28 protein-coding genes and 3 tRNA genes are annotated in these 26,771 nt (G+C 68.3%); 16 read left to right on the forward strand and 15 right to left on the reverse strand.

Translation table 11 applies throughout. The annotated features are described in order from the left end of the window. The first annotated feature begins 61 nt into the window (after positions 1-61). Together AC1DGW_RS07405 and yccS are read left to right on the forward strand one after the other, a co-directional pair. Positions 62-982 (forward strand): LysR family transcriptional regulator, encoded by a 921-nt coding sequence (locus AC1DGW_RS07405; RefSeq protein WP_478021123.1) that lies wholly within the window; start codon positions 62-64, stop codon positions 980-982. A 125-nt stretch (positions 983-1,107) separates the two neighbouring features. Then, positions 1,108-3,300: a YccS family putative transporter gene (yccS, locus tag AC1DGW_RS07410; RefSeq protein ID WP_478021125.1), complete on the forward strand. Its 2,193-nt coding sequence runs from the start codon at positions 1,108-1,110 to the stop codon at positions 3,298-3,300. Here the strand turns inward: yccS and AC1DGW_RS07415 are convergent. Further along, positions 3,297-4,478: an MFS transporter gene (locus AC1DGW_RS07415; protein WP_478021127.1), complete on the reverse strand. Its 1,182-nt coding sequence runs from the start codon at positions 4,476-4,478 to the stop codon at positions 3,297-3,299. The genes yccS and AC1DGW_RS07415 overlap by 4 nt on opposite strands. A gap of 103 nt (positions 4,479-4,581) precedes the next feature. Between AC1DGW_RS07415 and AC1DGW_RS07420 the strand changes: the two genes are divergently transcribed. The 5 genes from AC1DGW_RS07420 (at position 4,582) to AC1DGW_RS07440 (ending at position 8,552) form a co-directional block, all read left to right on the forward strand. Next, a complete protein-coding gene (locus AC1DGW_RS07420) occupies positions 4,582-5,517 on the forward strand; it encodes a LysR family transcriptional regulator (RefSeq protein WP_478021129.1) in 936 nt (311 codons plus the stop codon). Continuing rightward, on the forward strand, positions 5,504-7,393 hold the full coding sequence (locus AC1DGW_RS07425) for an MFS transporter (RefSeq protein ID WP_478021131.1): 1,890 nt from the start codon (positions 5,504-5,506) through the stop codon (positions 7,391-7,393). Before AC1DGW_RS07420 ends, AC1DGW_RS07425 begins: the two co-directional genes overlap by 14 nt. A gap of 91 nt (positions 7,394-7,484) precedes the next feature. Beyond that, the gene (locus tag AC1DGW_RS07430; protein WP_478021134.1) at positions 7,485-7,802 is read left to right on the forward strand and encodes a hypothetical protein; all 318 of its coding nucleotides are present in this window, start codon (positions 7,485-7,487) and stop codon (positions 7,800-7,802) included. Positions 7,803-7,823: 21 nt separating this feature from the next. Further along, complete coding sequence (locus tag AC1DGW_RS07435; RefSeq protein WP_456117202.1) at positions 7,824-8,132, forward strand: CD225/dispanin family protein; 309 nt, start codon at positions 7,824-7,826, stop codon at positions 8,130-8,132. Between the two features lie 12 nt (positions 8,133-8,144). Continuing rightward, positions 8,145-8,552, forward strand: coding sequence for a DUF2752 domain-containing protein (locus tag AC1DGW_RS07440; RefSeq protein WP_478021492.1), 408 nt, complete (start codon positions 8,145-8,147; stop codon positions 8,550-8,552). Between the two features lie 302 nt (positions 8,553-8,854). On the opposite strand, the gene ampE is transcribed toward AC1DGW_RS07440, so the two are convergent. The 5 genes from ampE to AC1DGW_RS07465 form a co-directional block, all read right to left on the reverse strand. Next, positions 8,855-9,742: a regulatory signaling modulator protein AmpE gene (gene ampE, locus AC1DGW_RS07445; RefSeq protein WP_478021137.1), complete on the reverse strand. Its 888-nt coding sequence runs from the start codon at positions 9,740-9,742 to the stop codon at positions 8,855-8,857. Between the two features lie 76 nt (positions 9,743-9,818). After that, positions 9,819-10,724: an NAD(+) diphosphatase gene (gene nudC, locus AC1DGW_RS07450; RefSeq protein WP_478021139.1), complete on the reverse strand. Its 906-nt coding sequence runs from the start codon at positions 10,722-10,724 to the stop codon at positions 9,819-9,821. Positions 10,725-10,823: 99 nt separating this feature from the next. Then, positions 10,824-11,210, reverse strand: a complete 387-nt coding sequence (erpA, locus tag AC1DGW_RS07455) for an iron-sulfur cluster insertion protein ErpA (RefSeq protein ID WP_055766328.1) — start codon at positions 11,208-11,210, stop codon at positions 10,824-10,826. 31 nt (positions 11,211-11,241) lie between these two features. Then, positions 11,242-11,670 carry a bactofilin family protein gene (locus AC1DGW_RS07460; RefSeq protein ID WP_055766332.1) on the reverse strand — a complete coding sequence of 143 codons (429 nt, stop codon included), beginning with the start codon at positions 11,668-11,670 and terminating at the stop codon, positions 11,242-11,244. Positions 11,671-11,672: 2 nt separating this feature from the next. After that, positions 11,673-12,410 (reverse strand): DUF6776 family protein, encoded by a 738-nt coding sequence (locus AC1DGW_RS07465; RefSeq protein WP_478021141.1) that lies wholly within the window; start codon positions 12,408-12,410, stop codon positions 11,673-11,675. Between the two features lie 168 nt (positions 12,411-12,578). Between AC1DGW_RS07465 and AC1DGW_RS07470 the strand changes: the two genes are divergently transcribed. Genes AC1DGW_RS07470 through AC1DGW_RS07480 form a run of 3 tightly spaced genes read left to right on the forward strand, consistent with a single transcriptional unit; the run spans position 12,579 to position 17,359 of the window. Beyond that, positions 12,579-13,220, forward strand: coding sequence for a DUF4126 domain-containing protein (locus AC1DGW_RS07470; protein WP_478021143.1), 642 nt, complete (start codon positions 12,579-12,581; stop codon positions 13,218-13,220). A 31-nt stretch (positions 13,221-13,251) separates the two neighbouring features. Then, positions 13,252-15,075, forward strand: a complete 1,824-nt coding sequence (locus AC1DGW_RS07475; protein ID WP_478021145.1) for an EAL domain-containing protein — start codon at positions 13,252-13,254, stop codon at positions 15,073-15,075. A 1-nt stretch (position 15,076) separates the two neighbouring features. Next, positions 15,077-17,359, forward strand: coding sequence for a hybrid sensor histidine kinase/response regulator (locus AC1DGW_RS07480; RefSeq protein ID WP_478021147.1), 2,283 nt, complete (start codon positions 15,077-15,079; stop codon positions 17,357-17,359). A gap of 205 nt (positions 17,360-17,564) precedes the next feature. On the opposite strand, the gene bfr is transcribed toward AC1DGW_RS07480, so the two are convergent. The 3 genes from bfr to AC1DGW_RS07495 form a co-directional block, all read right to left on the reverse strand. Further along, positions 17,565-18,035 carry a bacterioferritin gene (gene bfr / locus AC1DGW_RS07485; RefSeq protein WP_104939714.1) on the reverse strand — a complete coding sequence of 157 codons (471 nt, stop codon included), beginning with the start codon at positions 18,033-18,035 and terminating at the stop codon, positions 17,565-17,567. A gap of 320 nt (positions 18,036-18,355) precedes the next feature. Beyond that, positions 18,356-18,565: a (2Fe-2S)-binding protein gene (locus AC1DGW_RS07490; protein ID WP_478021494.1), complete on the reverse strand. Its 210-nt coding sequence runs from the start codon at positions 18,563-18,565 to the stop codon at positions 18,356-18,358. Positions 18,566-18,668: 103 nt separating this feature from the next. Next, the gene (locus AC1DGW_RS07495; protein ID WP_478021149.1) at positions 18,669-19,289 is read right to left on the reverse strand and encodes an RNA pyrophosphohydrolase; all 621 of its coding nucleotides are present in this window, start codon (positions 19,287-19,289) and stop codon (positions 18,669-18,671) included. Between the two features lie 121 nt (positions 19,290-19,410). Between AC1DGW_RS07495 and AC1DGW_RS07500 the strand changes: the two genes are divergently transcribed. From AC1DGW_RS07500 to AC1DGW_RS07510, 3 genes are all read left to right on the forward strand, one after another. After that, a tRNA-Met gene (locus tag AC1DGW_RS07500) sits at positions 19,411-19,487 on the forward strand. A gap of 31 nt (positions 19,488-19,518) precedes the next feature. Further along, positions 19,519-19,593: transfer RNA gene (locus AC1DGW_RS07505), tRNA-Gln, on the forward strand. Between the two features lie 108 nt (positions 19,594-19,701). After that, positions 19,702-19,776 (forward strand) — tRNA-Gln (locus AC1DGW_RS07510). A gap of 239 nt (positions 19,777-20,015) precedes the next feature. On the opposite strand, the gene rpsI is transcribed toward AC1DGW_RS07510, so the two are convergent. Next, positions 20,016-20,408 carry a 30S ribosomal protein S9 gene (rpsI, locus tag AC1DGW_RS07515; protein WP_478021151.1) on the reverse strand — a complete coding sequence of 131 codons (393 nt, stop codon included), beginning with the start codon at positions 20,406-20,408 and terminating at the stop codon, positions 20,016-20,018. 2 nt (positions 20,409-20,410) lie between these two features. After that, entirely contained in the window at positions 20,411-20,839 is a 429-nt protein-coding gene (rplM, locus tag AC1DGW_RS07520) for a 50S ribosomal protein L13 (RefSeq protein WP_478021153.1), read from the reverse strand. A gap of 191 nt (positions 20,840-21,030) precedes the next feature. On the opposite strand from rplM, the gene coq7 reads away from it, so the two are divergent. After that, positions 21,031-21,675 carry a 2-polyprenyl-3-methyl-6-methoxy-1,4-benzoquinone monooxygenase gene (gene coq7 / locus AC1DGW_RS07525; RefSeq protein WP_478021155.1) on the forward strand — a complete coding sequence of 215 codons (645 nt, stop codon included), beginning with the start codon at positions 21,031-21,033 and terminating at the stop codon, positions 21,673-21,675. A gap of 323 nt (positions 21,676-21,998) precedes the next feature. On the opposite strand, the gene sugE is transcribed toward coq7, so the two are convergent. After that, positions 21,999-22,313, reverse strand: coding sequence for a quaternary ammonium compound efflux SMR transporter SugE (gene sugE, locus AC1DGW_RS07530; RefSeq protein WP_478021157.1), 315 nt, complete (start codon positions 22,311-22,313; stop codon positions 21,999-22,001). 161 nt (positions 22,314-22,474) lie between these two features. Beyond that, a complete protein-coding gene (gene speD, locus AC1DGW_RS07535) occupies positions 22,475-23,269 on the reverse strand; it encodes an adenosylmethionine decarboxylase (RefSeq protein WP_054667806.1) in 795 nt (264 codons plus the stop codon). A 157-nt stretch (positions 23,270-23,426) separates the two neighbouring features. Here speD and crp point away from each other — a divergent pair, with 157 nt between their 5' ends. Together crp and AC1DGW_RS07545 are read left to right on the forward strand one after the other, a co-directional pair. Further along, positions 23,427-24,116, forward strand: coding sequence for a cAMP-activated global transcriptional regulator CRP (crp, locus tag AC1DGW_RS07540; RefSeq protein WP_478021159.1), 690 nt, complete (start codon positions 23,427-23,429; stop codon positions 24,114-24,116). A 276-nt stretch (positions 24,117-24,392) separates the two neighbouring features. Beyond that, a complete protein-coding gene (locus AC1DGW_RS07545; protein WP_478021161.1) occupies positions 24,393-25,151 on the forward strand; it encodes a sulfite exporter TauE/SafE family protein in 759 nt (252 codons plus the stop codon). 69 nt (positions 25,152-25,220) lie between these two features. Here the strand turns inward: AC1DGW_RS07545 and AC1DGW_RS07550 are convergent, their stop codons facing one another. Then, complete coding sequence (locus tag AC1DGW_RS07550) at positions 25,221-25,937, reverse strand: haloacid dehalogenase-like hydrolase (RefSeq protein WP_478021163.1); 717 nt, start codon at positions 25,935-25,937, stop codon at positions 25,221-25,223. Continuing rightward, positions 25,934-26,728, reverse strand: a complete 795-nt coding sequence (gene trpC / locus AC1DGW_RS07555) for an indole-3-glycerol phosphate synthase TrpC (protein ID WP_478021165.1) — start codon at positions 26,726-26,728, stop codon at positions 25,934-25,936. Before trpC ends, AC1DGW_RS07550 begins: the two co-directional genes overlap by 4 nt. Positions 26,729-26,771: the final 43 nt, after the last annotated feature.

Below are 26,771 nucleotides of genomic sequence, written 5' to 3' on the forward strand. Positions count from 1 at the left end.
CGGGGAAGGTCACTGTAGAGGTGGGGCTTCCGCCGATAAATCCGGATAATCTGCAACCTCAATGAAGCACGACTTCACAATCGACCCATCATTGCTGCCTGCGCTGGCTGCCTTCGCCTGCGTCGCGCGCCATGCCAGCTTCAGCCGCGCGGCGATCGAACTGGGCATGTCGGCCTCGGCGGCATCACAGTCGGTACGCAGCCTGGAGCGACGGCTGGGCGTGCGCCTGCTGCACCGGACCACGCGCCGGGTCGGCCTGACCGAGGCGGGCGAGCGCCTGCTGCGCGAAGCCGCGCCGGCGCTGGCGCGCATCGGCGGCGCGCTGCAGGCACTGGAGGAAAGCCGCGACATCCCTGCCGGGCGCCTGCGCGTCACAGCGCCGCGGATCGTGGTGGAACAAATGCTGCTGCCGCATCTGCCGGCCTTTTCCGCACGGTTTCCCCATATCGAGGTGGAACTGGCGGTGCAGGCGGCGCTGACCGACCTGGTGGCCGAGGGGTTCGATGCCGGCATCCGCCTGGGCGAATCGCTGGCCGACGGCATGGTCGCCGTGCCGCTGGGGCCGCCGCAACGCCTGGTGGTGGTCGGCGCACCCGGCTACCTGCGCCGGCATCGTCCGCCGGAAACACCCGAGGCGCTGGCCACGCACGCCTGCATCCGCTATCGCCGCAGCGATGGCCGGCTGATGCCGTGGGAGTTCACCCGCGACGGCCACGATTTCAGCGTCGAGGTCGACGGCGGGCCGATCTTCAACGACAGCGGACTCGGCCGGCGCATGGCCATCGCCGGCCAGGGGCTGGCGCAGGTATTCGAGGCCGCCGCGGCCGACGATATCGCCGCTGGCCGGCTGCTGCGCGTACTCGACGCCTGGCAGCCACCGTTCCCGGGCTTCCACCTGTACTACCCGTCGCGCGCGCAGCTCGCGCCGAAGCTGCGGGTGTTCGTCGATTTCATGCGCGAGGCCAATGCCCCGCCACCGTAGAGCGGCGTTTTTCCTCGGGGGCATTCCCTGCTCCCGCGCATCAGGCATTGCTCCACTGCCTTGCTGCTTTCATGCCCGCACGGCAAGCTGGCGCATCCCCACGCTTCGCGATCCACGGCACCGGCATGCGCCCCACCGAACGCCTGTTGAACCGGCTCTGGGCCCATGAGAAGGCCAGCTACGGACTGCGCGTATCCATCGCGCTGTCCACGCTGATGGCCGTGTGCTGGTACCGCGGCGACCTGCAGCCGCTGCCTTCGCTGTTCCTGGGGACCATCGCCAGCGCCGTGGCCGAGACCGACGACAACGGCTGGGGCCGCAGCAAGTCGGTACTGCTGTCGTTGCTGTGCTTCACCGCCGCCGCCGCGGCGGTCATCCAGTTGTTCGCCTGGCCGCTGCCCTTCGTCGCCGCGCTGGCACTGGCCGCATTCGCCCTGACCCTGTTAGGCGCGCTGGGCGAGCGCTACGCATCCATCGGCCAGGCCACGGTGACGCTGGCGATCTACACCATGATCGCCATGGACCAGCACCACGATGCCGGCCCGGAAGCGGCCTGGCGCGATGTGGCGCAGATGCTGGCCGGCGCGGCGTGGTATGGCGCGCTGTCGATCCTGTGGACGGTGATGTTCGCCAACCGGCCGGTGCGCGAGCGGCTGGCGCGGCTGTTCGGCGAACTGGGCCGCTACCTGCAGCTCAAGGCCGACCTGTTCGAGCCGGTGCGGCATGGCGATCTGGAAGCGCGGCGGCTGGCCCTGGCCGAACAGAACGTGCGCGTGGTACAGGCGCTCAACGCCGCCAAGACCGCCATCCTCAGCCGCTTCGGCCGTTCCGGGCGGCCCGGCGTGCAGTCCGGGCTGTATTTCCGCCTGTACTACATGGCGCAGGATTTCCACGAACGCGCCAGTTCCTCGCACTATCCCTACGAGGCGCTGACCGAAGCCTTCTTCCACAGCGACGTGCTGTACCGCTGCCGCCGGCTGCTGTCGCTGCAGGGCGGCGCCTGCATGGCGCTGGGCCAGGCCATCCGCCTGCGCCAGCCATTCGACTATGGCGAGCGCAACCGCCAGGCCGGGCAGGACCTGGAACACTCGCTGCAGTACCTGCGCGACCAGCACAACCCGCGCTGGCAGCGCCTGCTCGGCTCGCTGCAGCTGCTGGCGACCAACCTGTCCAGCATCGCGCGGCAGTTGTCCGAAGCGTCGCTGGCAGACACGCCGCTGGAAGGCATCGACACCCGCCTGCGCGATTCCTCGCCGCACACGTTGCGCGAGATGGCCACGCGCCTGCGCCAGGCGCTGACGCCCGGCTCGCTGCTGTTCCGCCACGGCGTACGCATCGCGCTGGCGCTGATCGCCGGTTATGCGGTGCTCAAACTGGTGCACCCGAGCAACGGCTACTGGATCCTGCTCACCATCGTGTTCGTGTGCCGGCCGAACTTCGGCGCCACCCGGCTGCGGCTGGTGCAGCGCATCGGCGGCACGCTGGTGGGCCTGGGCGTGACCTGGGCGCTGATGCAGCTGTTCCCGGGCACCACGCTGCAGCTGCTGCTGGCGCTGGCCGCCGCGCTGCTGTTTTTCGTCACCCGCACCGACCGCTACGTGATCGCCACCGCCGCGATCACGACCATGGCGCTGCTGTGCTTCAACCTGCTCGGCGACGGCTTCGTGCTGATCTGGCCGCGCCTGCTGGACACGCTGATCGGCTGCGCCATCGCCGCCAGCGCCTCGCTGCTGATCCTGCCCGACTGGCAGGGGCGGCGCCTGCACCGGGTGATGGCGCAGGTGATCGCCACCAGCACGCGCTACCTGGACGAGGTGCTGGGCCAGTACCGCAGCGGCATGCGCGACGACCTGCCCTACCGCATCGCCCGCCGCGACATGCACAACGCCGACGTCGCGCTGTCGGTGGCGCTGTCCAACATGCTGCGCGAGCCCGGTTACGCGCGTGGCAACCTCGACGCGGGTTTCCGCTTCCTGGCCCTGTCCAACACCCTGCTCGGCTACCTGTCCGCGCTTGGCGCGCACCGCGCGCAGGCGGCGGTGAGCGACGATCCGCTGGTCGGCGACGCGCAGCGCTGCCTGCAGCAGGCGCTGGCCGGCCTGTCCGCGGCACTGTCGGAACGACAGGCGGCACCTGCGGCCGAGGTCGACGAGATCGCGCTGGCCGATGCGCTGGAACAACTGCCCGAGGACATCGACGACAAGTCGCGGCTGGTGCGCACCCAGCTGGCGCTGATCCTGCGCCTGCTGCCGCGCCTGCGCGCCGCCGCCGACGAAGCCGTGGGCGGCAGTGCGCAGGCCACGGCCCCCGTCGCCTAGCGTTGCGCCGACGCGCGCGGCAGCGCCAGCAGCGCCACCACCGCCAGCGCGATGCCCAGCATGCACACGCCGGTCCAGCCAAACCGGGTCCAGGCCAGCGTGCCCAGCGCCGAACCGGTCGCGCCGCCGATGAAGTAGCAGGTCATGTACGCCGCGGTGATGCGGCTGCGTGCGCCTTCGTCCAGCCGGTAGATCGTGCTCTGGTTGTCGATGTGCACCGCCTGCACCGCCACGTCCAGCGCCAGCACGCCCGCCACCAGCGCGGCCAGCGAGACCGGCGCCAGCAACAGCACCAGCCACGACAGCAGCAACAGGAGCAGGCCGCCGCCGGTCACCTGTCGGCCAAGGCCGCGGTCGCTCAGGCGGCCGGCACGGCTGGCCGCCAGCGCACCGGCGGCGCCGACCAGCCCGAACAGGCCGATGGTGGCGATGGAATAGCCATAGGCCGGGCCGGACAGCAGGAAGGCCAGCGGTGTCCAGAACACGCTGAAGCCGGCGAACAGCAGCGCGCCGAGCAGCGAGCGCCGGCGCAGTACCGGCTCGTCGCGCAGCAGCGCCAGTACCGAGGCGATCAGGCGCGGATACGGCAGCGTCGCCCGGGGCCGGTAAGCCGGCAGCATGCGGGCCAGCGCCACCACCATGAGCAGCAGTGCCACGCCGGCCACCCAGTACACGGTATGCCAGGAACCGATGCCGGCCAGCACGCCCGACGCCGTGCGCGCGAGCAGGATGCCCAGCAGCAGGCCGGCCATGATCGTGCCCACTACCCGCCCGCGCCGCTCGGGCGCCGCCAGCGTCGCCGCATGCGGAATGATCACCTGCGCCGCCACGGCGGACAGGCCACTGAGCGCGGTGCCGGCCAGCAGCTGCGCGAAATGGCCGGCGCTGGCGCTGATCGCCAGCCCCGCCGCGGCCAGCACGAACAGCGCCACGATCAACCGGCGCCGCTCCAGGCGGTCGCCCAGCGGCACGATCAGCAGCAGGCCGGCCGCATAGGACAGCTGGGCCACGGTCACCACCCAGCCGACCTGGCCGGCGCCGAGGCCGAACGCATCGCCCAGCAGCTGCAGCAGTGGCTGGGCGTAATAGTTGCTCGCCACGATCAGGCCAGTGGCGGCGGCCAGCAGGAATACCCGCGACTGGGTGAGCACGCTGGAAGAAACGGAATCGGAAGACATCGCGGTGCCGGGGGAGGGAAGAAACAGGCGGCCAAGTCTGTAGGCGCGCCATGGATGACACAAATGCATTGTCATCATCCTTTGCATCTGCTTGAGTGATGGCATGTTCACCCTGCGCCAGCTGGAATTCGTCGTCGCCGTGGCCGAGGAAGGCGGCTTCACCGCCGCCGCGGCGCGCTGCCATACCGTGCAGTCGGCACTGAGCCACCAGGTGGCGCGGCTGGAGGACGCCTTCGGCGCGCGCCTGTTCGAGCGCGGCCATCGCCGGGTGCGGCCTACCGCGGCCGGCGAGGTGTTCCTGCGCAACGCCCGGCTGACCCTGCAGGCCGCCGCCCGCCTGCAGGAGGAAATGGCGCTGGCGCTGGGCACGGTGCGCGGGCGCATCCATATCGGCCAGATCACCGCCCTCACCGTGGTCGACGTGCCCGCCCTGCTGGCCACCTTCCGCAACGCGCACCCGGCCGTGGACGTGCACCTGCGCGTGGGCATGAGCGAGGAACTGCTGGCCGAGCTGGCCGAAGGCCGGCTGGACGTGGCGCTGGTCGGCGTCGGCCCGCAGGTGCCGCTGCCGGCGCAGCACCGCCTGCTGGACGAGGAAGGCCTGTCGCTGCTGCTCCCGCCCGGGCATGCGCTGGCGGCGATGCGGCGCGTTCCGCTGCAGGCGCTGGACGGCGTGCCGCTGGCCGCGCTGGTGCCCGGCGCCGGCGTGCGGCGGATGATGGACGACGCCCTGCTCGAACGCGGCGTCGCGCCGCAGCTGCAATACGAAGTCAGCCATGGCGAACTGCTGCGCCAGCTGGTGGCCGCCGGGCTGGCGGTGGCGGCGATCCCGGACAGCATGGCGGCGCGCATGCAGGGCGTCGACGTGCGCCCGCTGGCCGAGCCGTTCCGCTTCCGCACCTGCGTCGTGTGGCGCGCCGATCCCACGCCCGCCGCGCGCGCCCTGCTCGGGCTGCTGCCCGCCGCCGCGACGCACGGGGGCCCTGTCGAACCTGCTAAGGTGCGCCGCAAACCAAGGAACCCACGTGGCCGGCCATAACCAGTTCGCGCTGCTCGGACAGCGCCGCTTCCTGCCGTTCTTCGTCGTCCAGGCGCTGGGCGCCTTCAACGACAACGTGTACCGCCAGGCCATCATCGGCCTGCTGTTCTTCCTCGGCGTGAGCACGAAGGAGCGCAGCATCTACGCCATGCTCGCCCCGGCGATCTTCATCCTGCCCTACTTCCTGTTCTCGGCGCTGGCCGGGCAGTTCGCCGAAAAGCTCGAAAAACAGCGGTTGATCGTCATCACCACCACGATGGAAATCGTGATCATGTCGCTGGCCGCGCTGGGCTTCCTCACCCAGAGCATGCCGGTGCTGCTGGTGGCGCTGTTCTGCACCGGCCTGCAGTCCACCCTGTTCGGGCCGGTGAAGTATTCGGTGCTGCCCTCCATCCTCAAGCCGGAGGAGCTGACCGGCGGCAACGGCCTGGTCGAGATGGGCACCTCCCTCTCCATCCTCGGCGGCATGATCGCCGGCGGGCTGATCTTCACCCTGGCCGGCAGCCACGGCCCGATCGTCGCGGCGGTGGCGGTGATCGTGCTGGCGGTGGCCGGCAATACCGCCGCGCGGCTGATCCCGAAGGTGGATGCCGGCGCGCCGGAGTTGAAGATCAACTGGAACCCGTTGTCCGAATCGCTGGTCGTGCTGCGCATGGCCAGGAAGCAGAAGGCGGTGCGCAACGCGGTGCTGGGCGTGTCCTGGTTCTGGTTCGTCGGCACCATCCTGACCTCGCAGCTGCCGACCTATGCCGAGGTCAACCTGGGCGGCGGCTCGACCCTGTACATCTTCGCCCTGGCGCTGTTCTCGGTGGGTACCGGCACCGGTTCGCTGCTGTGCGAAAAGCTGTCCGGGCGCACCGTCGAGATCGGCCTGGTGCCGCTGGGCGCGTTCGGCATGAGCGCGTTCCTGTTCGACCTGTACTTCGCCCGCACCGGCACGGTGGCGGTGAGCGGGTTGGACGTGACCGGCTTCCTGCACCAGCCTGGCAGCCTGCGCATCGTCGCCGACCTGCTCGGCATCGGCCTGTTCACCGGCCTGTTCGTGGTGCCGCTGTTCGCGCTGATCCAGAGCCGCACGCCGAAATCGGAGATGTCACGCGTGTTCGCCGCGCTGAACATCCAGAACTCGGGCTTCATCGTGCTGGCGGCGATGGCCGGCCTGCTCACCCAGAGCGTGCTGGGCTGGAGCGTGCCGCAGCTGTTCCTCGCGCTGGCCATCGCCAACGTGCTGGTGGCCGCGTACATCTTCAGCATCGTGCCCGAGTTCCTGATGCGCTTCCTGAGCTGGGTGATGGTGCGCACGCTGTACCGCCTGCGCCCGGCCGGCATCGAGCAGCATGTGCCCGACGAGGGCGCGGCGCTGCTCGTCTGCAACCACGTCAGCTACATGGACGCGCTGATCCTGTCGGCGGTGGTGCCGCGCCCGGTGCGCTTCGTCATGTACTACCGGATATTCAACATCCCGGTGATGCGCTGGATATTCCGCACCGCCAAGGCCATCCCCATCGCCAGCCCGAAGGAGGACCCCGAGCTGATGCAGCGCGCGTTCGACGCGATCGACGCCGCACTGGCGGAAGGCGAGCTGGTATGCATCTTTCCAGAGGGCGCGCTGACCCGCGACGGTACGATCGCGCCGTTCCGCTCGGGCGTGGAGAAGATCCTCGCCCGGCGCCCGGTGCCGGTGGTGCCGCTGGCGCTGAAAGGCATGTGGAGCAGCATGTGGAGCCGGCGCGACACGCGATTGGGACGGATGCGGGTACCGCGCCGCTTCCGCGCCCACGTCGAAGTGGTCGCAGGCCCGGTGGTCGACGGCGCCGCGACCGACGCGGCGGCGCTGGAGGCCCGGGTAAGGGCGCTGCGCGGCGACGATGCCTGACCTGCTTTACCGCCTGCGTGACAAATCGCTACGCTAGCCAGCCCCGACGCGGCTGCAGGGAACGCGCGGCACCCGCCGATACCGAGGAAACATGGACATCCCACCGCCCCCTCCCGCCGCTCCACCGCCGCAGCAGGTGCACCACTACTACCACCCGCAGAAGTCCGGCGGCGTGGCGGCCCTGCTGGAAGTGCTGCCCGGCCTGTTCCTGCAGACCTTCGGCATCGGCCACATGTACGCAGGCAATGTCGGCACCGGCCTGATCATCATGTTCGGCTACTGGGCGCTGACCTTCGTCAACGTCCTGCTGTGCTTCGTCTTCATCGGCTTCATCACCTGGCCGCTGTGCTGGGTCGCGGCCATGATCCTCTCGTCGCTGACCGCGGCGAACGCCTGCAAGTCACGCTGATCGCAACCCATCGGAGAACGCATGAATACCGTCAATCCCACCAGCAGCATCCCCAACCACCTGGCCTGGTCGATCATCGCCACGGTCCTGGCCACCTGCCTGTGCTGCCCGCTGGGCCTGGTGGGCATCGTCGCCATCGTGTTCTCCAGCAAGGTGAACAACCTGCTGAACCAGGGCGACATCGAAGGCGCCCGCCGCGCCTCCAACAGCGCCAAGACCTGGTGCTGGGTGGCCACCGCGCTGGCCATCGTCGGCCTGCTGTTCAACGTCATCTACTTCGCCATGGGCGGCAGCGCCGCCTACATGGAGATGCTGCAGCAATACCAGTAAACCGTGGCGCTCCTGCTCGGAACCCGCCACAGGTTCGCGCTGGCGGGGGTCGCACTGGCGATCCCCGTCGGCATCTGGCTGCTGTGGACCTTCGACCCGAATGTCGAAGGCAACCCTTTCCCGCCCTGCATGTTCCTGGCATTCACCGGGTACTACTGCATCGGCTGCGGGCTGACGCGCGCACTGCATGCACTGGTGCATGGCGACCTGCTGCGCGCATTCTCGATGAATCCACTGGGACTGACGACGCTCGCCCTGATCCCGTTGATGATGCTCTGGTCCGCGGGCTGGAATCCGCGCTGGCTGAGGCCGCTGATGAAAGTGGTGATGGAGCCGAAGCTGTGGCTGATTGTGCTGCCGGTGTACTGGGTCGCCCGCAACCTGCCCTGGTATCCGTTCACCCTGCTCGCGCCGGGCTGAAAAGCCGAGTCCTGCGGCGGCACTTCCACGCGCGGCGGCGCGCCATGCTCCATGCGCGCCTCCCTGCCTGCGTGGCGCGGATCGCCGGCAACCTGCCACGGCATTCGTTCGCCGTGTTCGCACCGGGCTGAAAAGTCGCGCCCGGCGGCGGCACTTCCAAGCGCGACGGCAGGCCATGTCCTTGCACGCCTACTTGCCTGCGTGGCGCGATCACCTCGTAGATGCGGGGCTTGCCCCGCATGAAGCTCTCCCGGTGAAGCCCCGTGCCGGGCAAGAGCCCGGCATCTACATCTGCGTCGCGCTCATCCCACCCAGCCGGCGATGATCAACAGCGCCAGCAGCGCCATCCACAACAGCAGCATGCGCCAGACCATGCTCATCGCATCACGCAGTTCGGGATGGCGCTCGGCGTGCGGCACCAGTCCAGCCTCGCGCGCATCGGCTGCGTCCTCGGCCAGTTCCATGCCGACGCCAGCGCGCGCGGCCTCGCCGAGAAACCCCAGGTCCAGTGACCAGCGGTTGCCGCCGGCGCGGCGCCACGCCGAGAACACGGTGTCGAAATTGCCGACCAGCGCCATCGACAACGTCATCAACTGGGCGACCGGCCATTCCAGCAGGGCCAAGGCCCAGGCGCCCATGTCGCGGGCTTCGGCGGCCACGGTGGCCGCGATCGGTCCATGAATCGACTGCGCCAGCAGCCGGTACAGCACCGCACCCAGCGGACCCAGCAGCAGGAACCAGAACAGGGGCGCAAACCAGCGCCGCAGCGCGTTGTAGATGGTCGCGTCGACCAGCGTCGGCGCATCCTCGTGCAGGCTCCCGCCGGCGGACTGGAGCTGGGCCACGGCCGCGTCATGGGCGGCCGCGTCCTCGGCATCGATGACCGCCTCGACATCGCGGTCGAGGTCGCGCGGCCCCCAGCACAGCGCCAGCACAGCGATGCCGAACAACAGCGCCGGCAGCCCGTACAGGCGCCCGGCCAGCAGCCATTGCAGGACCGCCACCAGCAGCACGCAGGGCGCGACCGCCAGCAGCAGGCCGAAGCGACCGGCGTTGCCGCCGCCCTCGTGCACCTGCAGCCAGCCCAGCCAGCGTCCGAACCAGCGCCAGTCGCGCAGGGTCGCCATCGGCCCCGCCGCCAGGTGGCCCAGGACCAGCGCCGCGATCACTGCTACCAGGGTCGTGAACATGCAATTCCTCCGGGTCCCGATTGTAGGCCCGGCCAAGGCCGCGCATGTCGATGCCCAAGGCGGCCAGGCGCCGGCTTCATGCCTGCCGGCGCCGGTACCAGTCCTCGATCAGCGTGCGCGCGATCGAGATGCGCGGCGACAGCAGGATGCCCTGGCCATCGTCGGCCTGCTCGCGGCGCAGCGCGGCGCCGATCTCCTCGACCTCGAACCAGCGCGCGTCTTCCAATTCGCCATCCACCTGCGGCGCGTCGCCATGCGCGGTGGCGCGGAAGCCAACCATCAACGCGCCCGGGAAGGGCCAGGGCTGGGTGCAGAGGTAGTCGGCCTGGATCACCCGCACCCGGGTTTCCTCGAACACCTCGCGCGCCACGGTCTGCTCGAAGGTCTCGCCCGGCTCGACGAAACCGGCCAGTACCGACCAGCGACGCGGTGCCCAGCTGGACTGGCGCCCCAGCAGCAACCGGCCGTCATGCTCGACCGCGACGATGACCGCCGGGTCCACGCGCGGATAGTGCTCGGTGCCGCACTGCCCGCAACGGCCGATGAACCCCCCGCGCCCGAAAACGACGGCGGCGCCACAGACGCCGCAGAAACGGTTGCGCGAATGCCAGTACGACATGCCGCGCGCGTAGCAGAACACCCCCGATATGTCGGCCGGCCATTCGGCCGCGGCGCGGCGCAGGTCGATGCGCCCCGGCGCCTGCGTCGAGACCATGGCCGCCTCGACCACGAACCACGCGCGCTCCTGCTGCATGCCAAGGAAAATGGCCGCCCCCGGCCCACCGCCCAGTTCACGGCCGCTGGTGAGGAAAGGCTGGCCGTCCGCATCGGCGAAGGCCGTACCGTCAGCATCGAGCACCAGTACGCGGGCATCGGGCCACAGCCGGGCCAGGGCGTCGGCGTCGTCGCGCAACGCATCGGCACGATCCAGCGCGGCGCCGGCGAAGGCGTGTCCGTGGAGGGAAGAATCGGAAGCAGGCATCGTCGGCAGCCTACCGGCAAACCACCGTGGCGAGAAGTTCCCCGCATTCGTGGGGGCGCCTGAGCGCCCACGACATGGCGCGGCGCAGGCGCGCGCCGCTCAGACGGCGAAACTGCTGCCGCAGCCGCAGGTGGTGCGGGCGTTGGGGTTGCGGATCACGAACTGGGCGCCGGTCAGGCTTTCGGTGTAATCCACCTCGGCGCCCATCAGGTACTGCAGGCTCAGCGGATCGACCAGCAGGGTCACACCATCGGTGACCACCGCCAGATCGTCCTCGGCGCGGTTCTCGTCGAACTCGAAGCCGTACTGGAAGCCCGAACAGCCGCCGCCCTGGATATAGACGCGCAGGGCCAGGGCATCGTTGCCCTCGTCGCGGATCAGCTCGCTCACCTTGGCCGCCGCGGCCGCGGTGAAGTTCAGCGGGCGATCCAGGGACTGGTAGTCGGGGGCGGCCGTGGCGCCGGGCAGGGAAACGAGCGTACTCATGCGCCCAGCATGGGGACGGCCGCGCGCCGATTCAAGCCTCCGCCGCTTCAGCCTTCTCCTGCATCGCCACCGCTTCGGGCGAAGGCAGCGCGGCCATCGCCGCCGCATGCACCAGGCGGCCGTTGAGCTGTGCGCCGGCGCCCATCTCCACCACCTGGTAGTGGACATTGCCGTTGACCCGCGCGGTCGGCGTCAATTCGATGCGTTCGCCCGCGTGGACGTCGCCATCCATGCGCCCGCTGAGCACCACCACCGACGCGCGCACCTCGCCGTCGATATGCCCCTGCTCGGCCAGGGTCAGCACCGCCTTGGCGCCTTCCTCGGCGATCACCCGGCCCTCGATGCGCCCTTCCACATAAAGGCCCCCGCTGAACACCACGTCGCCCCGGATCACCACCTGCGGCCCGATCAGGGCATCCACGACCAGGTGACTGTCGCGGCTGGACTTGCTCTTGAACATGACTACTCCCCTCTGCCGTTGCCGGCGAGTTTCCAATCGAATGTCTGCGTCGCGCTCCCCCCGGGCCCGGCCAGCGAGACTCGCACACGCTGCGGGGTGAAATCCTTGGGCAGCATCACGCTGCCGTCCAGGCGCTGGAAATACCGGAATGAATAGGCCTGCCCGGGCACATCCTTCCGCTGGTGCAGGTCGTCCCACGTCACCGTGGCGAGCTTGCCGTCCTTCACCCCTTCAACGGAGAACCGCATCTGCCCCTGGCTGATCGCGCCCCGGTTCAGGTTCTGGGTCAGCACCACGCTGTAATGCCAGGTGCCGGCGGCTTCGGTGGAGAATTCCACCGAATGCGCGTTCAACCCCTTGCGCTGGCTGGTCGCGCCCACCAGGCGCTCGTAGAACGCCACGTCCGCGCGCAGCCCGGCGATTTCCTCGTCACGCTCGGCCAGCGAGGCCTGCACCTCGGTGTTGGCCGCGCGGCTGATCCTGTCCGATGCCTCCAGCGTGGCCTGCTTCTGCCGCAGTTCCTCGATCTCGGCGCGCTGGGCGGCGCTGGCGCGCTCGCTCTGGCGCAGGCGCTCGCGCACGCCGCCGGCATCCGGCGAGGCGTAGCGGGCGGCCAGCCAGCCGACCAGCAGCAGCGACAGCAGCCAGGCGACGGCGAGGACGACCAGCCGTGTCCAGGCCGGCCGCTGCGATGTCCCCCGCAGGGTGATCTGGAAACGCGACGGAGATCGGTTGCTCATGGCGATACATACCGGTGCCGGATCCTGCACGAAGCGGCACCTTCGCTCCGGTTGAAACGGCTGGGCAGTGTAAACGACTCCCGCCGCGGCCCGGCGGGAACTGGCAATCGCGGGGGGCATGGCCGATAGTTGCGATCCTGCTCACAGTTCCCGCGGGAGTCCGCGACCATGACCGAAGCCCACGTTTTCGTCATCGGCATCCTGCTGGCCTGGCTGGCCGGCATCCGCGTGTACCTGACCGTGTTCGGCGTCGGCCTGGCCGGCCTGCTGGGCTGGGTCGACCTGCCGCCGGCACTGCAGGCCACGCAGTCGTGGTGGGTGCTGGGCACGTCGGCCGCGCTGGCGACCACCGAGTTCTTCGCCGACAAGATCCCCGGCGTGGATTCGATCTGGGACCTGCTGCAGACCCTGGCGCGGGTACCCGCCGGTGCCTTCCTGGCAGCGGCGACCTTTTCGCAGGACGGACAGCTCAGCACCGGCGCGCTCGCCGCCGGCGCCGGCGTGGCGCTGGCCAGCCACGGATTGAAGGCCGGCACCCGCGCGCTGCTGAACACCTCACCGGAGCCGGCCAGCAACTGGGCGGCATCGGTGGCCGAGGATGGCGTGGTCATCGCCGGCCTAGCCCTGGCGCTCGCCCATCCCTGGCTGGCGCTGGTCTTCGTGCTGGGCGCGAGCCTGCTCGGCGCGTTGACTGTATGGCTGGTCTGGCGCGCGCTCTGGCGCGGGATGAAGCGCCTGTTCGCCGCGCCCCCGCCGCCGGCCCAGGCGCCGGCGATGACGAGGGATCATTCGCTGCCACCGGCCCCTTGACCGCATAATCCACGGCATACGGGGAGCACCGATGGCAAGCAACGACACACCTACTTCCTCCGCCCGCCTGTCGCGCGCGGAGGTTCCGCCCGCGGACTACTGGCAGCGCTGGAGCGTGGAGAACGCGCCGCCGGCCGAAGCAGTCACGGCGCATATCAGCGCAGCACCCGCCGGCACGGCCACCGCGCCGGAACCGGGCCAGCCCTCCGCCGCCGAGACTCCCTACCGCGTGCTGATCGTCGAGGACGACCGCTCGCAGGCGCTGTTCGCGCAGAGCGTGCTGCATGGCGCCGGCATGCAGGCCATCGTGCAGATGGAGGCCGAAGGCGTGCAGCAGGCCATCGTCGAGCACCGCCCCGACCTGATCCTGATGGACCTGCACATGCCCGGGCTGGACGGCATGCGCCTGACCGCGCTGATCCGCCAGAACCCGCACCAGCAGCTGCTGCCGATCGTGTTCCTGACCGGCGACCCCGACCCCGAGCGCCAGTTCGAAGTGCTCGACAGCGGTGCCGACGACTTCCTGACCAAGCCCATCCGCCCGCGCCACCTGGTTGCCGCGGTGGCCAACCGCATCCGCCGCTCGCGCCAGCAATCGCAGGGCGCCACCGCCGGCCCGGCGCTGAACAATCCCGAGACCGGCCTGCCCACGCGGCACAACCTGATGCTGCAGCTGGACGCGGCGCTGGCCGCGGCCGAGCACGGCGGCCTGATGTTCATCGAGATCGCCAGCGCCCTTGGCCTGCGCGAACGGTATGGCTATGCCGCCTTCGAGCGCCTGATGATGCAGGCTGGCCGGCGCCTCGCCGAAGCCGGACGCCCACATCTGCTGGCACGGCTTAACGACAACAGTTTCCTGCTGCTGGCCCGCGGTATGGACGAGGACGCGATCGACGCACTGGCCCGCTCCGTGCGCCAGGCGCTGTCCGCGCATCCGTTCCTGGTGCGTGAGGACGAATCCCTGCACCTGCGCTGCGCCATCGGTCACGCCCGCCTGTCGCAGGGCTTCGAGGACGCCGGCGTCGCGCTGGAGGCGGTCGAGCGCGCCGCCCTGCAGGCGCGCCTGGTCACCGACGGAGTGGCCGCCTACCAGGGCAGCACCGATGCCGCCGCGCAGGAACACCTTGCCCTGCTGGAGGGCCAGATCGAACTGGCCTACCAGCCGATCGTGGCCGTCGCCGGCAGCGATACCGCGCAGTACCAGGTCCTGCTGCGCCTGCGCCGCAACGACGGCACCCTGCTTTCGGCCGGCCAGGTGATCCCCGCCGCGGAGGCGGCCGGGCGCATCGGCGATCTCGACCAGCAGGTGCTCGACCACGCGTTGGGCCTGCTGCACCGCTACCAGCACGCCGTGCCGCCGATGCGCCTGTTCGTGTCGCAGTCGCTGCGCACCCTCGCCCGTGAAGCGTTCGCCGACTGGCTGCTCAAGGCCATCGCGGACCGGCAGATCGCCGGCAGTTCGCTGGTGATCGACGTGCGCCTGGCCGACGCGCTGGTGCACGCGGTGACGCTGCAGCAGTTCTGCGAAAAGCTGACGCCGGCAGGCGTGCAGCTCTGCCTGAGCCAGTTCGAACCCGGCGACGAAGCCAACGCGCTGATGACCCAGCTGCCGCTGGGCTTCGTGCGCATGGCCGGGCGTTTCGCCGGCAGCCACGGCAGCCAGAAGCTGCGCGACGAACTGCGCGGGGCGATCGACGCCGCACACCGCGCCGGGCTGCAGATCATCGGCCAGCAGATCGAGGATCCGCAGGCCGCCGCCGCGATGTGGATGAGCGGCATCGACTTCATCCAGGGCAACGTGGTGCAGTCGGTCGGCAGCGAGCTGGACTTCGACTTCCAGAACACGGTGCTCTGACATGCAGGCGGCGAACCGCTGGGCCATGGCCGCCGCGATGCTCGCGGTGGCCGCTGGCGCGGCGTCGTGGCTTCCGCCGCCGGTGCCGGCGCAGATCGTCACCACGGCCCTGGCCGCGCTCGCCTGCCTGTGCGCGCTGCTGGCCGCGCTCGCCGCGCGCGCACTGGCCGATACCTCCGAAGCGTTCGCGCAGCGCTCCCGCGACAACGAGCGCGAACTGCAGCGCCTGCGCCAGGAACAGCAGCGCCATGCCCGGCTCGAGCAGCAGATGCTGCAGGCCAAGCAGGACGCCGAGGCGGCGATGCTGGCCAAGGGCGAGTTCCTGGCCACGATGAGCCACGAGATCCGCACCCCGCTCAACGGCATCATCCCGATGCTGGAAATGGTCGCGCAGGGGCCGCTGGCCGCGGAGCAGCGGGAGATGCTCAACACCGCCAGCGAGAGCTCGCGGGCGCTGTTCCGCATCGTCGACGACATCCTCGACTACTCCAAGCTCGAAGCGCAGCGGCTGGAGCTGGAGATCACCACCTTCAACCTGCGCGAACTGCTCGATTCGCTGCTGCAGCTGATGCAGCGCTCGGCCGAGTACAAGGGGCTGGACATCACCCTGGTGCTCGATCCGGCGGTGCGCCTGGCGGTGCGCGGCGATCCGGTGCGCCTGCGGCAGATCCTCAGCAACCTGATGGTCAACGCGATCAAGTTCACCCAGCGTGGCGGCATCCAGGTGCATGTGCGGCGGATGGGCGAGACCAACGCGCAGCACCTGCTGCGCTTCGAAGTCCGCGACACCGGCATCGGCATCGATGCCGACCAGCAGGAGCGCCTGTTCAGCGCTTTCACCCAGGCCGACGCCTCCACCACCCGCCTGTACGGTGGCACCGGCCTGGGCCTGGCCATCTGCAAGCGCATCATCGACCTGATGCACGGCCGGATCGGCCTGGACTCCATTCCCGGGCAGGGCTCGACCTTCTGGTTCGAGATTCCGCTGCTGAAGGTGATCGGCGACCTGCGCGCACCGGCCCACGGCATCCAGCCGCGCGTGCTGCTGGTCTCCACCGACGCGCACCTGCGCCAGCGCCTGGAACTCGTCCTGCCGAACTGGGGGTTCGAAGTGCGCAGCGTGGATACCGTGCAGGAAGCGCTGGACCTGCTGCGCTCGGCCGGCACACCGCAACATTGGCATGCCGTCGTCGGCGACCTGCCCTCGCTGCGCCTTGGCGTGGCGGCGCTGCAACGCGCGGGCGGCGACCACCGCCTGGTCTGGCTGCACGGCGATGCGCCGCTGCCCGCCGAACTGCACGACAGCCCGCGCGTGGTGTCGCGACAGGCATCGGATGCAGCGCTGCGCGCGGCACTGTCCGAGCCGGTCAGCGCGACGCCTTCCGCCGGCCAGCTTCCGCCGGCAGCGGCCATGCAGGCGGCAGCTTCCCCGATGCCGCAGGGCGACGATGCCGGGCTGGCCGGCGCGCGGGTGCTGCTGGTCGAGGACAACCCGGTCAACCTGCTGGTGGCGCAGAAGCTGCTGGCCGTCATCGGTTGCGAGGTGGACACCGCCATCAACGGCCAGCTCGCACTGGACAAGCTGCACGCTGCGCCTTACCAGGCGGTACTGATGGACTGCCAGATGCCGGTTCTGGACGGCTATGCCACCACCCGCAACTGGCGCGGGCACGAAGTGGCCACGGACGCCGCGCGCCTGCCCATCATCGCCATGACCGCCAACGCCATGGCCGGCGACCGCCAGCGCTGCCTGGATGCGGGAATGGACGATTACCTCTCCAAGCCCATTTCGCGCGAGGGCCTGCAGGCCTGCCTGCTGCGCTGGTGCCGGCCAGCGACAGGCACCGCTGTCGAAAGCCCGCCAGCGACACCTGCCGAGATCGAGGAGGCACCGGCATCGGCGGCGCAGACCACCGCCCTGCCCGTGCTCGACCGCGAGGTATTGGACGAACTGCGCGAGATCGCCGGCGCCGAGACCGCGACCATCATCGACGTGTTCCTCGACGACACCACTCCGCTCGTGCGCCAGCTGCAGGAAGCCGCGGTCGTGCCCGACCTGGACCAGCTGCGCGAACTGGCGCACAGCCTCAAATCGGCCAGCGCCAACGTCGGCGCCCTTGCCCTGTCGGCTGCGGCACGCCGCGTCGAATTGGCCGCGCGTGCAGGCAGGCTCGAGCGCCCGGCGGTGATGGTCGCACTGATCATCGCCGAGTTCGCCCGTGCGCGACTGGCGCTGATCGGCTATCAATCGGACATGCGCAGCGGACAGGCGATGCGGGCCTGAACCTCCCCGTCTCTTCACGCTCGTCGTGAAGGGGAATGCCTGCGGAAAGAGGCCACGTGACCACAAGGCGTGGCCCGTCGTGCAAAGGGAAAACGCCAACGGACGGATACGAAGCAGGCCGCTTTTGCGGCGGCCTGCTTCGGAATCCGCGCACTTGGCGCGGTCATGAATTCCGCGGCGCCACGCATGGCGCCTGCGCGACTGCTCAGTCGTCGAGCTTGGTCAGCAGGTAGTTCGGCTCGCCGATGCGTTCGATCAGATCGAGCTGCGTCTCCAGCCAGTCGATGTGCTCTTCCTCCGAATCGAGGATCTTCACGAACAGTTCGCGGCTGACGTAATCGCCGATGCTCTCCGCATAGGCCACAGCCTCGCGCAGCACCGCCACCGCCGAGGTCTCCAGCGCCAGGTCGCAGCGCAGGATCTCGACCGGGCTCTCACCGATGCGCAGCTTGCCCAGCGCCTGGAAATTCGGCAGCCCTTCGAGGAACAGGATGCGGTCGGACAATGCGTCCGCATGCTTCATCTCGTCGATGGATTCCTTGTACTCGTGCTCGGCCAGTTCCTTCAGGCCCCAGTTCTTCAGCATCTTGGCGTGCAGGAAGTACTGGTTGATCGCGGTCAGCTCGTTGTAGAGCACCTTGTTGAGGAATTCGATGACCTTGGCGTCGCCTTTCATTGGATGCTCCTGCACGCGTTGAACGCGCGCACTGTACCGTCACCCGCACAGGGATGAAGGAACGCGAATCGTACGCATTGATCCCGTCATGCGATGGGAAGACTACAGCCTGTCTCCGCGGGTCACGGCCCGACTGCCGCGGGACGTTGCTCCTGTCCAGAGGAACAGGAAACGCTCTCTGCGCGCGAGAGAGCAATAAGTGGAACACCAGTGTCCAGCGCATACCGGTATCAGCGAAGCGCGGAATGCTCGTGTCTAGAGAACCGCCGACCGTCCACATCCACCGCAGCCTGGCTGCGGTGGAGAACCAGGCTGAAAGCTCAAGCCACCTTGGCCAGGCCAAGCATCGGCAAGGGCAGGTCGTGCACCGCGCGGGCCTTGGCCAGCAGTTCGCCCGCCATTTCCAGGCAGGAACCGCAGCTGGAGCCGCAGCCAGTGCGCATCGTCAGCTCGGCGACCGAACTGACGCCATTGTCGGCGGCTTCGCGGATCTGATGGTCGGTGACACCGTTGCAGATGCAGACGTACACGGAGGCGTTCGGCAGGACCGGCCGGGAGTGGCCGGTGACCATTTCAATGGAAACGAGAACGATTGTCAATCATAAGAATGAATCGTTCTCGATCAGCCACCTGCTAGGCCGTCGGCCCGTCGCCCTGCACCTTCTTCGGCCAATAGCCCCGTTTGCGCGGACGCTTGCGCGGGCGCTCATGGCCCGCCGCATGGCCGGGCATCCAGGCCTCCTGCGCACCCTTCGGCATTGCCGTCACGCCTTGCCCGGCGATCCCACGCGCCAACGGCGCCAGATGCCTCAACGCCCGCGCATAGACCCCCCGCTTGAACATGACCACATGCTCGACGGGATACCAGAAATCCACCCATCGCCAATGGTCGAATTCGGGAGCTTCGGTATGGTCCAGGCGCACATGGGTCTCGTCGCCGGTCAGGCGCAGCAGGAACCAGACCTGCTTCTGGCCGATACAGACCTGCTTCTCGGTACGGCGGATGGCGCGGCTGGGCAACCGATAGCGAAGCCAGCCCGGGGTCGCCCCGAGCACTTCGACATGTTCAGGCAACAGGCCGGTTTCTTCCTGCAGCTCGCGATACATGGCCTCGACCGGTGTCTCGTCGGAATTCATCCCGCCCTGCGGAAACTGCCAGCCATCCCGGCGCACGCGTCGTGCCCAGAACACCTGTCCGTCTTCCCGCATCAGCACGATGCCGACGTTTGGTCGATAGCCGTCCGGATCGATCACGATGCGGACTCCTAAAAAATTTCTACTGGCTTGGACTCTGCCATGGCTGCCGCAATGCCACAAGCGCGGAAAAAAGAGTTGACAGGCAAGCCAGCGATACGCAGAATTGCGGGCTCCCTGAGGCTATGTAGCTCAGCCGGTTAGAGCACAGCACTCATAATGCTGGGGTCGGTGGTTCGAGTCCACCCATAGCCACCAAGGGAGCGGGAGCCCAGCTCTCGACAGCCACAGCCCCGTCGCCAAGCGGTAAGGCATCTGACTCTGACTCAGACATTCGGAGGTTCGAATCCTTCCGGGGCTGCCAGATACCGAAGACCAGATTGAAATATCTGGTCTTTTTTTATGAAGCATGCCCACCCCTCCCGGGTAGATGGCCTCCACCACCGGAGCATGCGATAATCCCGATCCACCTAGCCCCGTCGCCAAGCGGTAAGGCATCTGACTCTGACTCAGACATTCGGAGGTTCGAATCCTTCCGGGGCTGCCAAATGCGAAAGGCCTGATCGAAAGATCAGGCCTTTTCTTTTTGCCGCCACCTCCATGGCGACACTCCTCCCAGCCATTGGCGSCCCCCCCCCCCCCCCTTTCCGGCGGACACGACATACCGGAACCCGCGCGGACACCCGCGCACGGAAACCCCCACCCTGGAACGACAAAAGCCCGGCCGAAGCCGGGCTTTTGCTTTCCCAGCGGGACCCCGAAGAATCCCGGACCAGGCGCGATGGATCAGCGCTTGGAGAACTGGGTGGCGCGGCGGGCCTTGTGCAGACCGACCTTCTTGCGCTCGACTTCGCGGGCGTCGCGGGTCATGAAGCCGGCCTTGCGCAGCTCGGACTTCAGGCCTTCGTCGTACTCGACCAGGGCGCGGGCGATGCCCAGGCGGATCGCACCGGCCTGGCCGGTGGTGCCGCCGCCGGCGGCGGTGACGATGACGTCGAAGCTTTCGGTGTTCTTGGTCAGCTCGAGCGGCTGGCGCACGATCATGCGCGCGGTCTCACGGCCGAAGAACTCGTCCAGCGGACGGCCATTGACGGTGATGTTGCCCGAACCCTTGCGCAGGAACACGCGGGCGGTGGAGGACTTGCGGCGGCCAGTGCCGTAGTTTTGAGTGATAGCCATGATTAGATATCCAGAACCTGCGGCTGCTGTGCGGCGTGCGGATGCTCAGTGCCGGCGTAGACCTTGAGCTTGCGGTACATCTGGCGGCCCAGCGGGCCCTTCGGCAGCATGCCCTTGACGGCGATCTCGATCACGCGCTCCGGGTGGCGCTCCAGCGCCTGGGCCAGGGTCTCGGTCTTCAGGTTGCCGATGTAGCCGGTGAAGCGGTGGTACTGCTTGTCCTGCAGCTTCTTGCCGGTGACGACAATCTTTTCTGCATTGATGACAACCAGGTAGTCGCCGGTATCGACGTGCGGGGTGTAGACCGGCTTGTGCTTGCCACGCAGGCGGCGGGCCAGCTCGGTGGCCAGACGGCCCAGGGTCTTGCCCGAGGCGTCGACGAGATACCAGTCACGCTGGACGGTCTCGTTCTTTGCGGTGAAAGTGCTCATGAAAGAACTCAGGTTAGGTCGGGCTCATTGCGGCGGTGCACTGCCGGAACTCTGCCACGCGTTGTGAAGGTGAAACACAAGAGGCGGGATTGTACTGGCCGTGGCCGGCCCATGCAACCTGCCGCCTGCCCGGCCTTGGCAGCCCCCGGGACAGCGGCGAGAATCCAGCTACCCCATCCCGCCTGGACGCCATGATCACCGACCGCGCCTTCACGCCCCTGGACCGCTTGTTGACCGAAGCCCAGCGCGCCTTGGACACGGTCTTCGGCAATCCGCCCGCCAGCCGCCCCAATCCGGCCGGCGACACGCCCGATGTCGTGCTGGAATCGGATGAAAAGCGCCATGCCGCGGGCCTGATGCGCATCAACCATGTAGGCGAGGTCTGCGCGCAGGGCCTGTACTTCGGCCAGGCGGCCGTCGCCCGCGATCCATCCACCCGCGCGCACCTGCTGGAGGCCGCACAGGAGGAGACCGACCACCTGAGCTGGTGCGCGGACCGCCTGCGCGAGCTGGACAGCCGCCCCAGCCTGTTCAACCCGCTGTGGTATGCCAGCAGCTACGCCATCGGCACGCTCGCCGGGCTGCGCGGCGATGGCTGGAACCTGGGTTTCGTGGTCGAAACCGAACGCCAGGTCGAGGCCCACCTGGACGAACACCTGGAAACCCTCCCGCCCGCCGACCAGCGCAGCCGCGAGATCCTCAAGGTCATGAAGATCGACGAGGCGCGCCACGCCGACCATGCCGAACACGCCGGCGCACGCATCCTGCCACCACCGATCCCGGCAGTGATGGCCATGGCCTCCAAGGCAATGAAGACCATCGCCTACCGGCTCTGATCCCTCTTCATGTCCTTCCTCCCGATCTTTCTGGAGCAGAGCCCCCTTTTTCAAGGAGGCGCGGCGGCAGCCACGGAGGCAGGCAGGCCCGGAGTCGGGGCCCAAGGTCTGCAACGCAAACCCTGAGGGTCCTGGCCGCGACGCGGACGGGACTACACCTGCCCGCTCTGACACCCTCTCCCTGCTCCTACTCCAGATCCCTCTGGAGCAAAGCCCCCTTTGTTAAGGGGGCGCGGCGACAGCTGCAGGATAGGCAGACCCGGAGTGGAGCCCAAGGTTTGCAACGCAAACCTTGGGGGTCCTGGCCGCGACGCGGCCAAGGACTACGACACCATCTTCAACCCGATCACGCCGGACACGATCAGGCCGATGCACAGCAGCCGCGGCCAGGAAGCGCTGTCGCCGAACAGCAGGATGCCGAGCGCCGCGGCACCGACCGCGCCGATCCCGGTCCAGATCGCATAGCCCGTGCCGATCGGGATCGACTTCAGCGACTGCGACAGGCACCAGAAACTGACCACCATCGCCGCCAGCGTGCCCACGCTGGGCCACAGGCGGGTCCAGCCCTCGGTGTACTTCAGGCCGATCGCCCAGATGACTTCGAACAGACCGGCTACCAGCAGATAGATCCAGGCCATGGTATTGCTCCTTGGTTTCGGGACAAAAAAGAAGCGGCCCGGTGCGTGAGCACCGGGCCGCCGTCGGCTGTGGTCCATGGATCGCGCCATGGGGCGGGCCGTCCCGCCGTGTGTTTCAGGGGTGCGAGGCTAGCAACCCGCACCCGAACCGCATGTAACCGTCACTCGGCCAGGTTGCGGCCGTGGAACAGCTCCTCGATCTCACGGCGCAGCAGCGCCTCGATCTTCATGCGTTCCTTGAACGACAGGTTCTTGGCCTTCTCCTCGAACAGGTACTGGTCAAGGTCGAAGTCCTTCAGGTGCATCTTCGTGTGGAAGATGTTTTCCTGGTAGACGTTGACGTCGAACATCTCGTAGCGCGACTTGATGTTCTTGGCCAGGAAGTTCTGGATCGAGTTGATCTTGTGGTCGATGAAGTGCTTCTTGCCCTTCACGTCGCGGGTGAAGCCACGGACGCGGTAGTCCATGATCACGATGTCCGATTCGAGGCTCTCGATCAGGTAGTTCAGCGCCTTCAGCGGCGAGATCACGCCGCAGGTGGCGACGTCGATATCGGCGCGGAAGGTGGCGATGCCTTCCTGCGGGTGGGTCTCGGGGTAGGTATGGACGGTGATGTGGCTCTTGTCCATGTGCGCGACCACGGCATCGGAGATCAGCTCCTTGCCGGCGGCCTTCTTGTCGATCACCGGCTCCTCGGAGATGAGGATGGTCACCGACGCGCCCTGCGGATCGTAGTCCTGGCGGGCGATGTTCAGGATGTTGGCGCCGATGATCTCGGCCACATCGGTGAGGATCTGCGTGAGGCGATCGGCGTTGTATTCTTCGTCGATGTACTCGATGTAACGCTGGCGCTCCTCTTCGGTACGCGCATAGCAGACGTCATAGATGTTGAAGCTCAGCGCCTTGGTGAGGTTGTTGAAACCCTGCAACCTCAGGCGAGGCAACGGCTTGACCACGGCGGTCGGTCCTGTGAATGGTGGGAAAGGGGGCAATTATGGGGCAAACCGCCCCCCGGCGAAACGTGCACGGCCAGCCGGCGTTTGCCCCTTATGGTCGGCCTCGCTAAGCTTGTCCGTTAAGACAAGTTCATAAAACACGCACATGAACGTCATCATGAGTCCAGGGATCGCCAATACCGTGCCAACCGTGCGCCTCGCCTCCAGCCCCTTGACCCTGGACATCGCCACCATCGACCGGTTCCTGGCCCATAGCCATCGCCGTCGCTACCCGACCCGTACCGATGTGTTCCGCCCGGGCGACCCGGCCGGCACCATGTATTACGTGGTCAGCGGCTCGGTCAGCATCATCGCCGAGGAGGACGAGGACCGCGAACTGGTGCTGGGCTACTTCGGCGCGGGCGAGTTCGTCGGCGAAATGGGCCTGTTCATCGAGTCGGACAAGCGCGAGGTCATCCTCCGCACCCGCACTCCCTGCGAGCTGGCCGAGATCAGCTACGAGCGGCTGCACCAGCTGTTCCTGGGCCCGCTGTCCAGCGATGCGCCCAAGCTGCTGTACGCCATCGGCTCGCAGATTTCCCGGCGCCTGCTGCACACCAGCCGCAAGGCCAGCCGCCTGGCATTCCTGGACGTGACCGACCGCATCGTGCGCACCCTGCACGACCTGGCCCGTGAGCCGGAGTCGATGAGCCACCCGCAGGGCACCCAGCTGCGCGTGTCGCGGCAGGAGATCGCCCGCCTGGTCGGCTGCTCGCGCGAAATGGCCGGCCGCGTGCTCAAGAAGCTGCAGGCCGATGGCATCCTGCATGCGCGCGGCAAGACCATCGTGCTTTACGGGACGCGTTGATACGTATTCACGGATCAACCCCGAGGTTTGCTTCGCAAACCTTGGGCCCCGGCTTCTGTTTTGCCCTTCCCCGGCCCGGCGCAGCGCGCCGGTGGTTCGGATGGCCTGCGCGGCAGTGCCGCGCAGGCAGGCCATCTTCACCCCTGCGCCTGCCGGCGCGCACCCTTTAAGGGGCTATTTCGGCGGAAACACTGCTTCGCCAGCCTCAAAGCGGGGCAGCTACGTCCCGCTCCTCATCTCCTTGACGCATCCGCCCCAAGCCAGCAGGCTCCACTGATGGAATTTGGAAGCGAGTTCTACTGGTTCATCCTGATCGGGATAGGGGCGCAGCTGGTCGATGGCGCGCTGGGCATGGCGTTCGGGCTGGTGTCCTCGTCCGTGCTGTTGAGCATGGGGCTGCCGCCGGCGGCGGTAAGCGCCAGCATCCATACCGCCGAGGTGTTCACCACCGGCGCGTCCGGCGTATCGCATCTGGTGGCCGGCAATGTCGACCGGCGGCTGTTCCTGCGCCTGGCATTGCCCGGCGCAGCCGGCGGCGCGCTCGGCGCCTATGTGCTGACCCAGCTGCCGGGCGAGATCATCCGCCCCTTCATCTATCTGTACCTGCTGGCGCTGGCGATCTTCATCCTCGCCCGCGCGGCGGGCCGTTTCACGCCCAGACGCGAAGTGCAGCGGGTACCGGTGCTCGGCTTCTTCGCCGGCCTGCTCGACGCCAGCGGCGGGGGCGGCTGGGGACCGGTGGCGACCTCGACCCTGCTCGCCCGCGGCGGCCAGGCGCGCACCACCATCGGCACGGTGAACGCGGCCGAGTTCATCGTCACCATCGCCATCTCACTCACCTTCCTGCTGTCGATGGGTATCCAGCACGCCAGCATCGTCGCCGGCCTGCTGGTCGGCGGCATGATGGCCGCGCCGGTGGCGGCCCTGCTGGTCAAGCGCCTCAAGGAGCGCTGGGTGCTGATCGCGGTGGGCGTGCTGGTGCTGTCGATCAGCCTGTTCCAGATCGGCCACGCACTCCACGCTTGGCTGGCCTAGACAGGCCACGTCGCCGTTCCAACGGAAACATGAGGCAGGCCAGCCAGTGACCGGCCTGCCCAGGAACCCTCAGGCCTTGTCGCCGCCGCGGTCAACGCATCCCCAGTTGAACACCGGCGTTCCGGCCGGGAGCACCCTGCGGAAATAGTCCACGCGCGAGTGCTTGGGGTTGACCACCACCGGCGCCCTCGCCGCCTTGAGCAGCGGCAGGTCGGCGGTGCTGTCCGAATAGGCGATGGCGATGTCGCCGTAGCCACGCTCGCGCAGCATGCGCATCTTCTCTTCGTTGTGGCAGTGGCGGGTGGCGCCCATCGCGCCCAGACGCGGCCCTACTTCGCTGCCGATCACCGGCACGTCCTGGTGCGCGACGAAGGCGAGGATGGCCCGCGCCAGTTCCGGCGGCGCGCCGGTGGCGACCACCACCCGGTCGCCGGCGCGGCGATGCGCGGCGAACACCTCCAGCGCCTGCGGCAGCAGCCGCGCGCGGATGTCGGCCTCGTGGGTGCGCACGTACTGGTCGATGATGCCGTTGAACTCCCGCGCCCGGTGCAGCCCGAACGTCGCGATCCACACGTAGCCGGAAATGCCGAAGCGGCGCGTCGGCAACAGCGCCACCAACGGGCCGAACACCGGCGTGGCCAGCAGCGCCGCCAGCATGCGCAACGGATTGCGCCGGATCAGCCAGGCGAACAGATGGCTGCCGGAATCGCCGTCGTACAGGGTGTGATCGAAATCGAAGACGACCAGTGGCGCGTCGTCGCGGGGAACAGGATAGGACTCGCTCATGCGCTGAAGAATAGCTGACGCAGTCCCTCGCCCGGCTCTTCCACGCGCATGAAGGCCTCGCCGACCAGGAAGGCGTTGACGCCGGCGTCGCGCATGGTCTTCACGTCGGCCGGGCCGAGGATGCCGCTCTCGGTGACCAGCAGGCGGTCGCGCGGCACCGCTTCGCGCATCGACAACGTGGTCTCCAGCGATACCTCGAAGGTGCGCAGGTTGCGGTTGTTGATGCCCACCAGCGGCACCGGCACCTGGATGGCGCGTTCGAGCTCGTCGATGTCGTGCACTTCCACCAGCACGTCCATGCCCAGCGTCATCGCCAGGTCGGACAACTCGGCCAGCTGGCGGTCGTCCAGCGCCGAGACGATCAACAGGATGCAGTCGGCACCGAGCACGCGCGCCTCGACCACCTGGTAGGGATCGATGACGAAATCCTTGCGCAGCACCGGCAGCGTGCAGGCCTCGCGCGCCTCCTGCAGGTAGGCGTCGGCGCCCTGGAAGAAATCCACGTCGGTCAGCACCGACAGGCAGCTGCCGCCGCCGAACTCGTAGCTCACCGCGATCTCGGCGGGACGGAAGTCCGGGCGGATCACGCCCTTGGACGGGCTGGCCTTCTTGACCTCGGCGATGACCGCCGGATCGCCGTTGGCGATGGCCGCCTGCAGCGCATTGGCGAAGCCGCGCACCGGCGACGCATCGGCCACGCGCGCCTTCAGCTCGGCCAGCGGCACGCGGGCGCTGCGCTCGGCCACCTCCTGCGTCTTGCGGGCGAGGATGGTGTTGAGGATGTCGCTCATGGTTCTGCTTTCCTGGAAGCGGTAAGGCGGATTGGATGGCCGG

It is taken from the genome of Stenotrophomonas sp. 05N423 (genome assembly GCF_056397145.1).

Bases quoted from the DNA above. Each gene is read 5' to 3' on its own strand.
- nudC (WP_478021139.1), bottom strand. From the start codon at position 10,724: ATGCCTGCTTCCGATTCTTCCCTCCACGGACACGCCTTCGCCGGCGCC.
- AC1DGW_RS07480 (WP_478021147.1), top strand. From the start codon at position 15,077: ATGCAGGCGGCGAACCGCTGGGCCATGGCCGCCGCGATGCTCGCGGTG.
- AC1DGW_RS07470 (WP_478021143.1), top strand. From the start codon at position 12,579: ATGACCGAAGCCCACGTTTTCGTCATCGGCATCCTGCTGGCCTGGCTG.
- coq7 (WP_478021155.1), top strand. From the start codon at position 21,031: ATGATCACCGACCGCGCCTTCACGCCCCTGGACCGCTTGTTGACCGAA.
- erpA (WP_055766328.1), bottom strand. From the start codon at position 11,210: ATGAGTACGCTCGTTTCCCTGCCCGGCGCCACGGCCGCCCCCGACTAC.
- AC1DGW_RS07420 (WP_478021129.1), top strand. From the start codon at position 4,582: ATGTTCACCCTGCGCCAGCTGGAATTCGTCGTCGCCGTGGCCGAGGAA.
- AC1DGW_RS07460 (WP_055766332.1), bottom strand. From the start codon at position 11,670: ATGTTCAAGAGCAAGTCCAGCCGCGACAGTCACCTGGTCGTGGATGCC.
- AC1DGW_RS07465 (WP_478021141.1), bottom strand. From the start codon at position 12,410: ATGAGCAACCGATCTCCGTCGCGTTTCCAGATCACCCTGCGGGGGACA.
- AC1DGW_RS07545 (WP_478021161.1), top strand. From the start codon at position 24,393: ATGGAATTTGGAAGCGAGTTCTACTGGTTCATCCTGATCGGGATAGGG.
- rplM (WP_478021153.1), bottom strand. From the start codon at position 20,839: ATGAGCACTTTCACCGCAAAGAACGAGACCGTCCAGCGTGACTGGTAT.
- AC1DGW_RS07415 (WP_478021127.1), bottom strand. From the start codon at position 4,478: ATGTCTTCCGATTCCGTTTCTTCCAGCGTGCTCACCCAGTCGCGGGTA.
- AC1DGW_RS07435 (WP_456117202.1), top strand. From the start codon at position 7,824: ATGAATACCGTCAATCCCACCAGCAGCATCCCCAACCACCTGGCCTGG.
- rpsI (WP_478021151.1), bottom strand. From the start codon at position 20,408: ATGGCTATCACTCAAAACTACGGCACTGGCCGCCGCAAGTCCTCCACC.
- AC1DGW_RS07430 (WP_478021134.1), top strand. From the start codon at position 7,485: ATGGACATCCCACCGCCCCCTCCCGCCGCTCCACCGCCGCAGCAGGTG.
- ampE (WP_478021137.1), bottom strand. From the start codon at position 9,742: ATGTTCACGACCCTGGTAGCAGTGATCGCGGCGCTGGTCCTGGGCCAC.
- bfr (WP_104939714.1), bottom strand. From the start codon at position 18,035: ATGAAAGGCGACGCCAAGGTCATCGAATTCCTCAACAAGGTGCTCTAC.
- AC1DGW_RS07550 (WP_478021163.1), bottom strand. From the start codon at position 25,937: ATGAGCGAGTCCTATCCTGTTCCCCGCGACGACGCGCCACTGGTCGTC.
- AC1DGW_RS07475 (WP_478021145.1), top strand. From the start codon at position 13,252: ATGGCAAGCAACGACACACCTACTTCCTCCGCCCGCCTGTCGCGCGCG.
- yccS (WP_478021125.1), top strand. From the start codon at position 1,108: ATGCGCCCCACCGAACGCCTGTTGAACCGGCTCTGGGCCCATGAGAAG.
- sugE (WP_478021157.1), bottom strand. From the start codon at position 22,313: ATGGCCTGGATCTATCTGCTGGTAGCCGGTCTGTTCGAAGTCATCTGG.
- trpC (WP_478021165.1), bottom strand. From the start codon at position 26,728: ATGAGCGACATCCTCAACACCATCCTCGCCCGCAAGACGCAGGAGGTG.
- crp (WP_478021159.1), top strand. From the start codon at position 23,427: ATGAGTCCAGGGATCGCCAATACCGTGCCAACCGTGCGCCTCGCCTCC.
- AC1DGW_RS07405 (WP_478021123.1), top strand. From the start codon at position 62: ATGAAGCACGACTTCACAATCGACCCATCATTGCTGCCTGCGCTGGCT.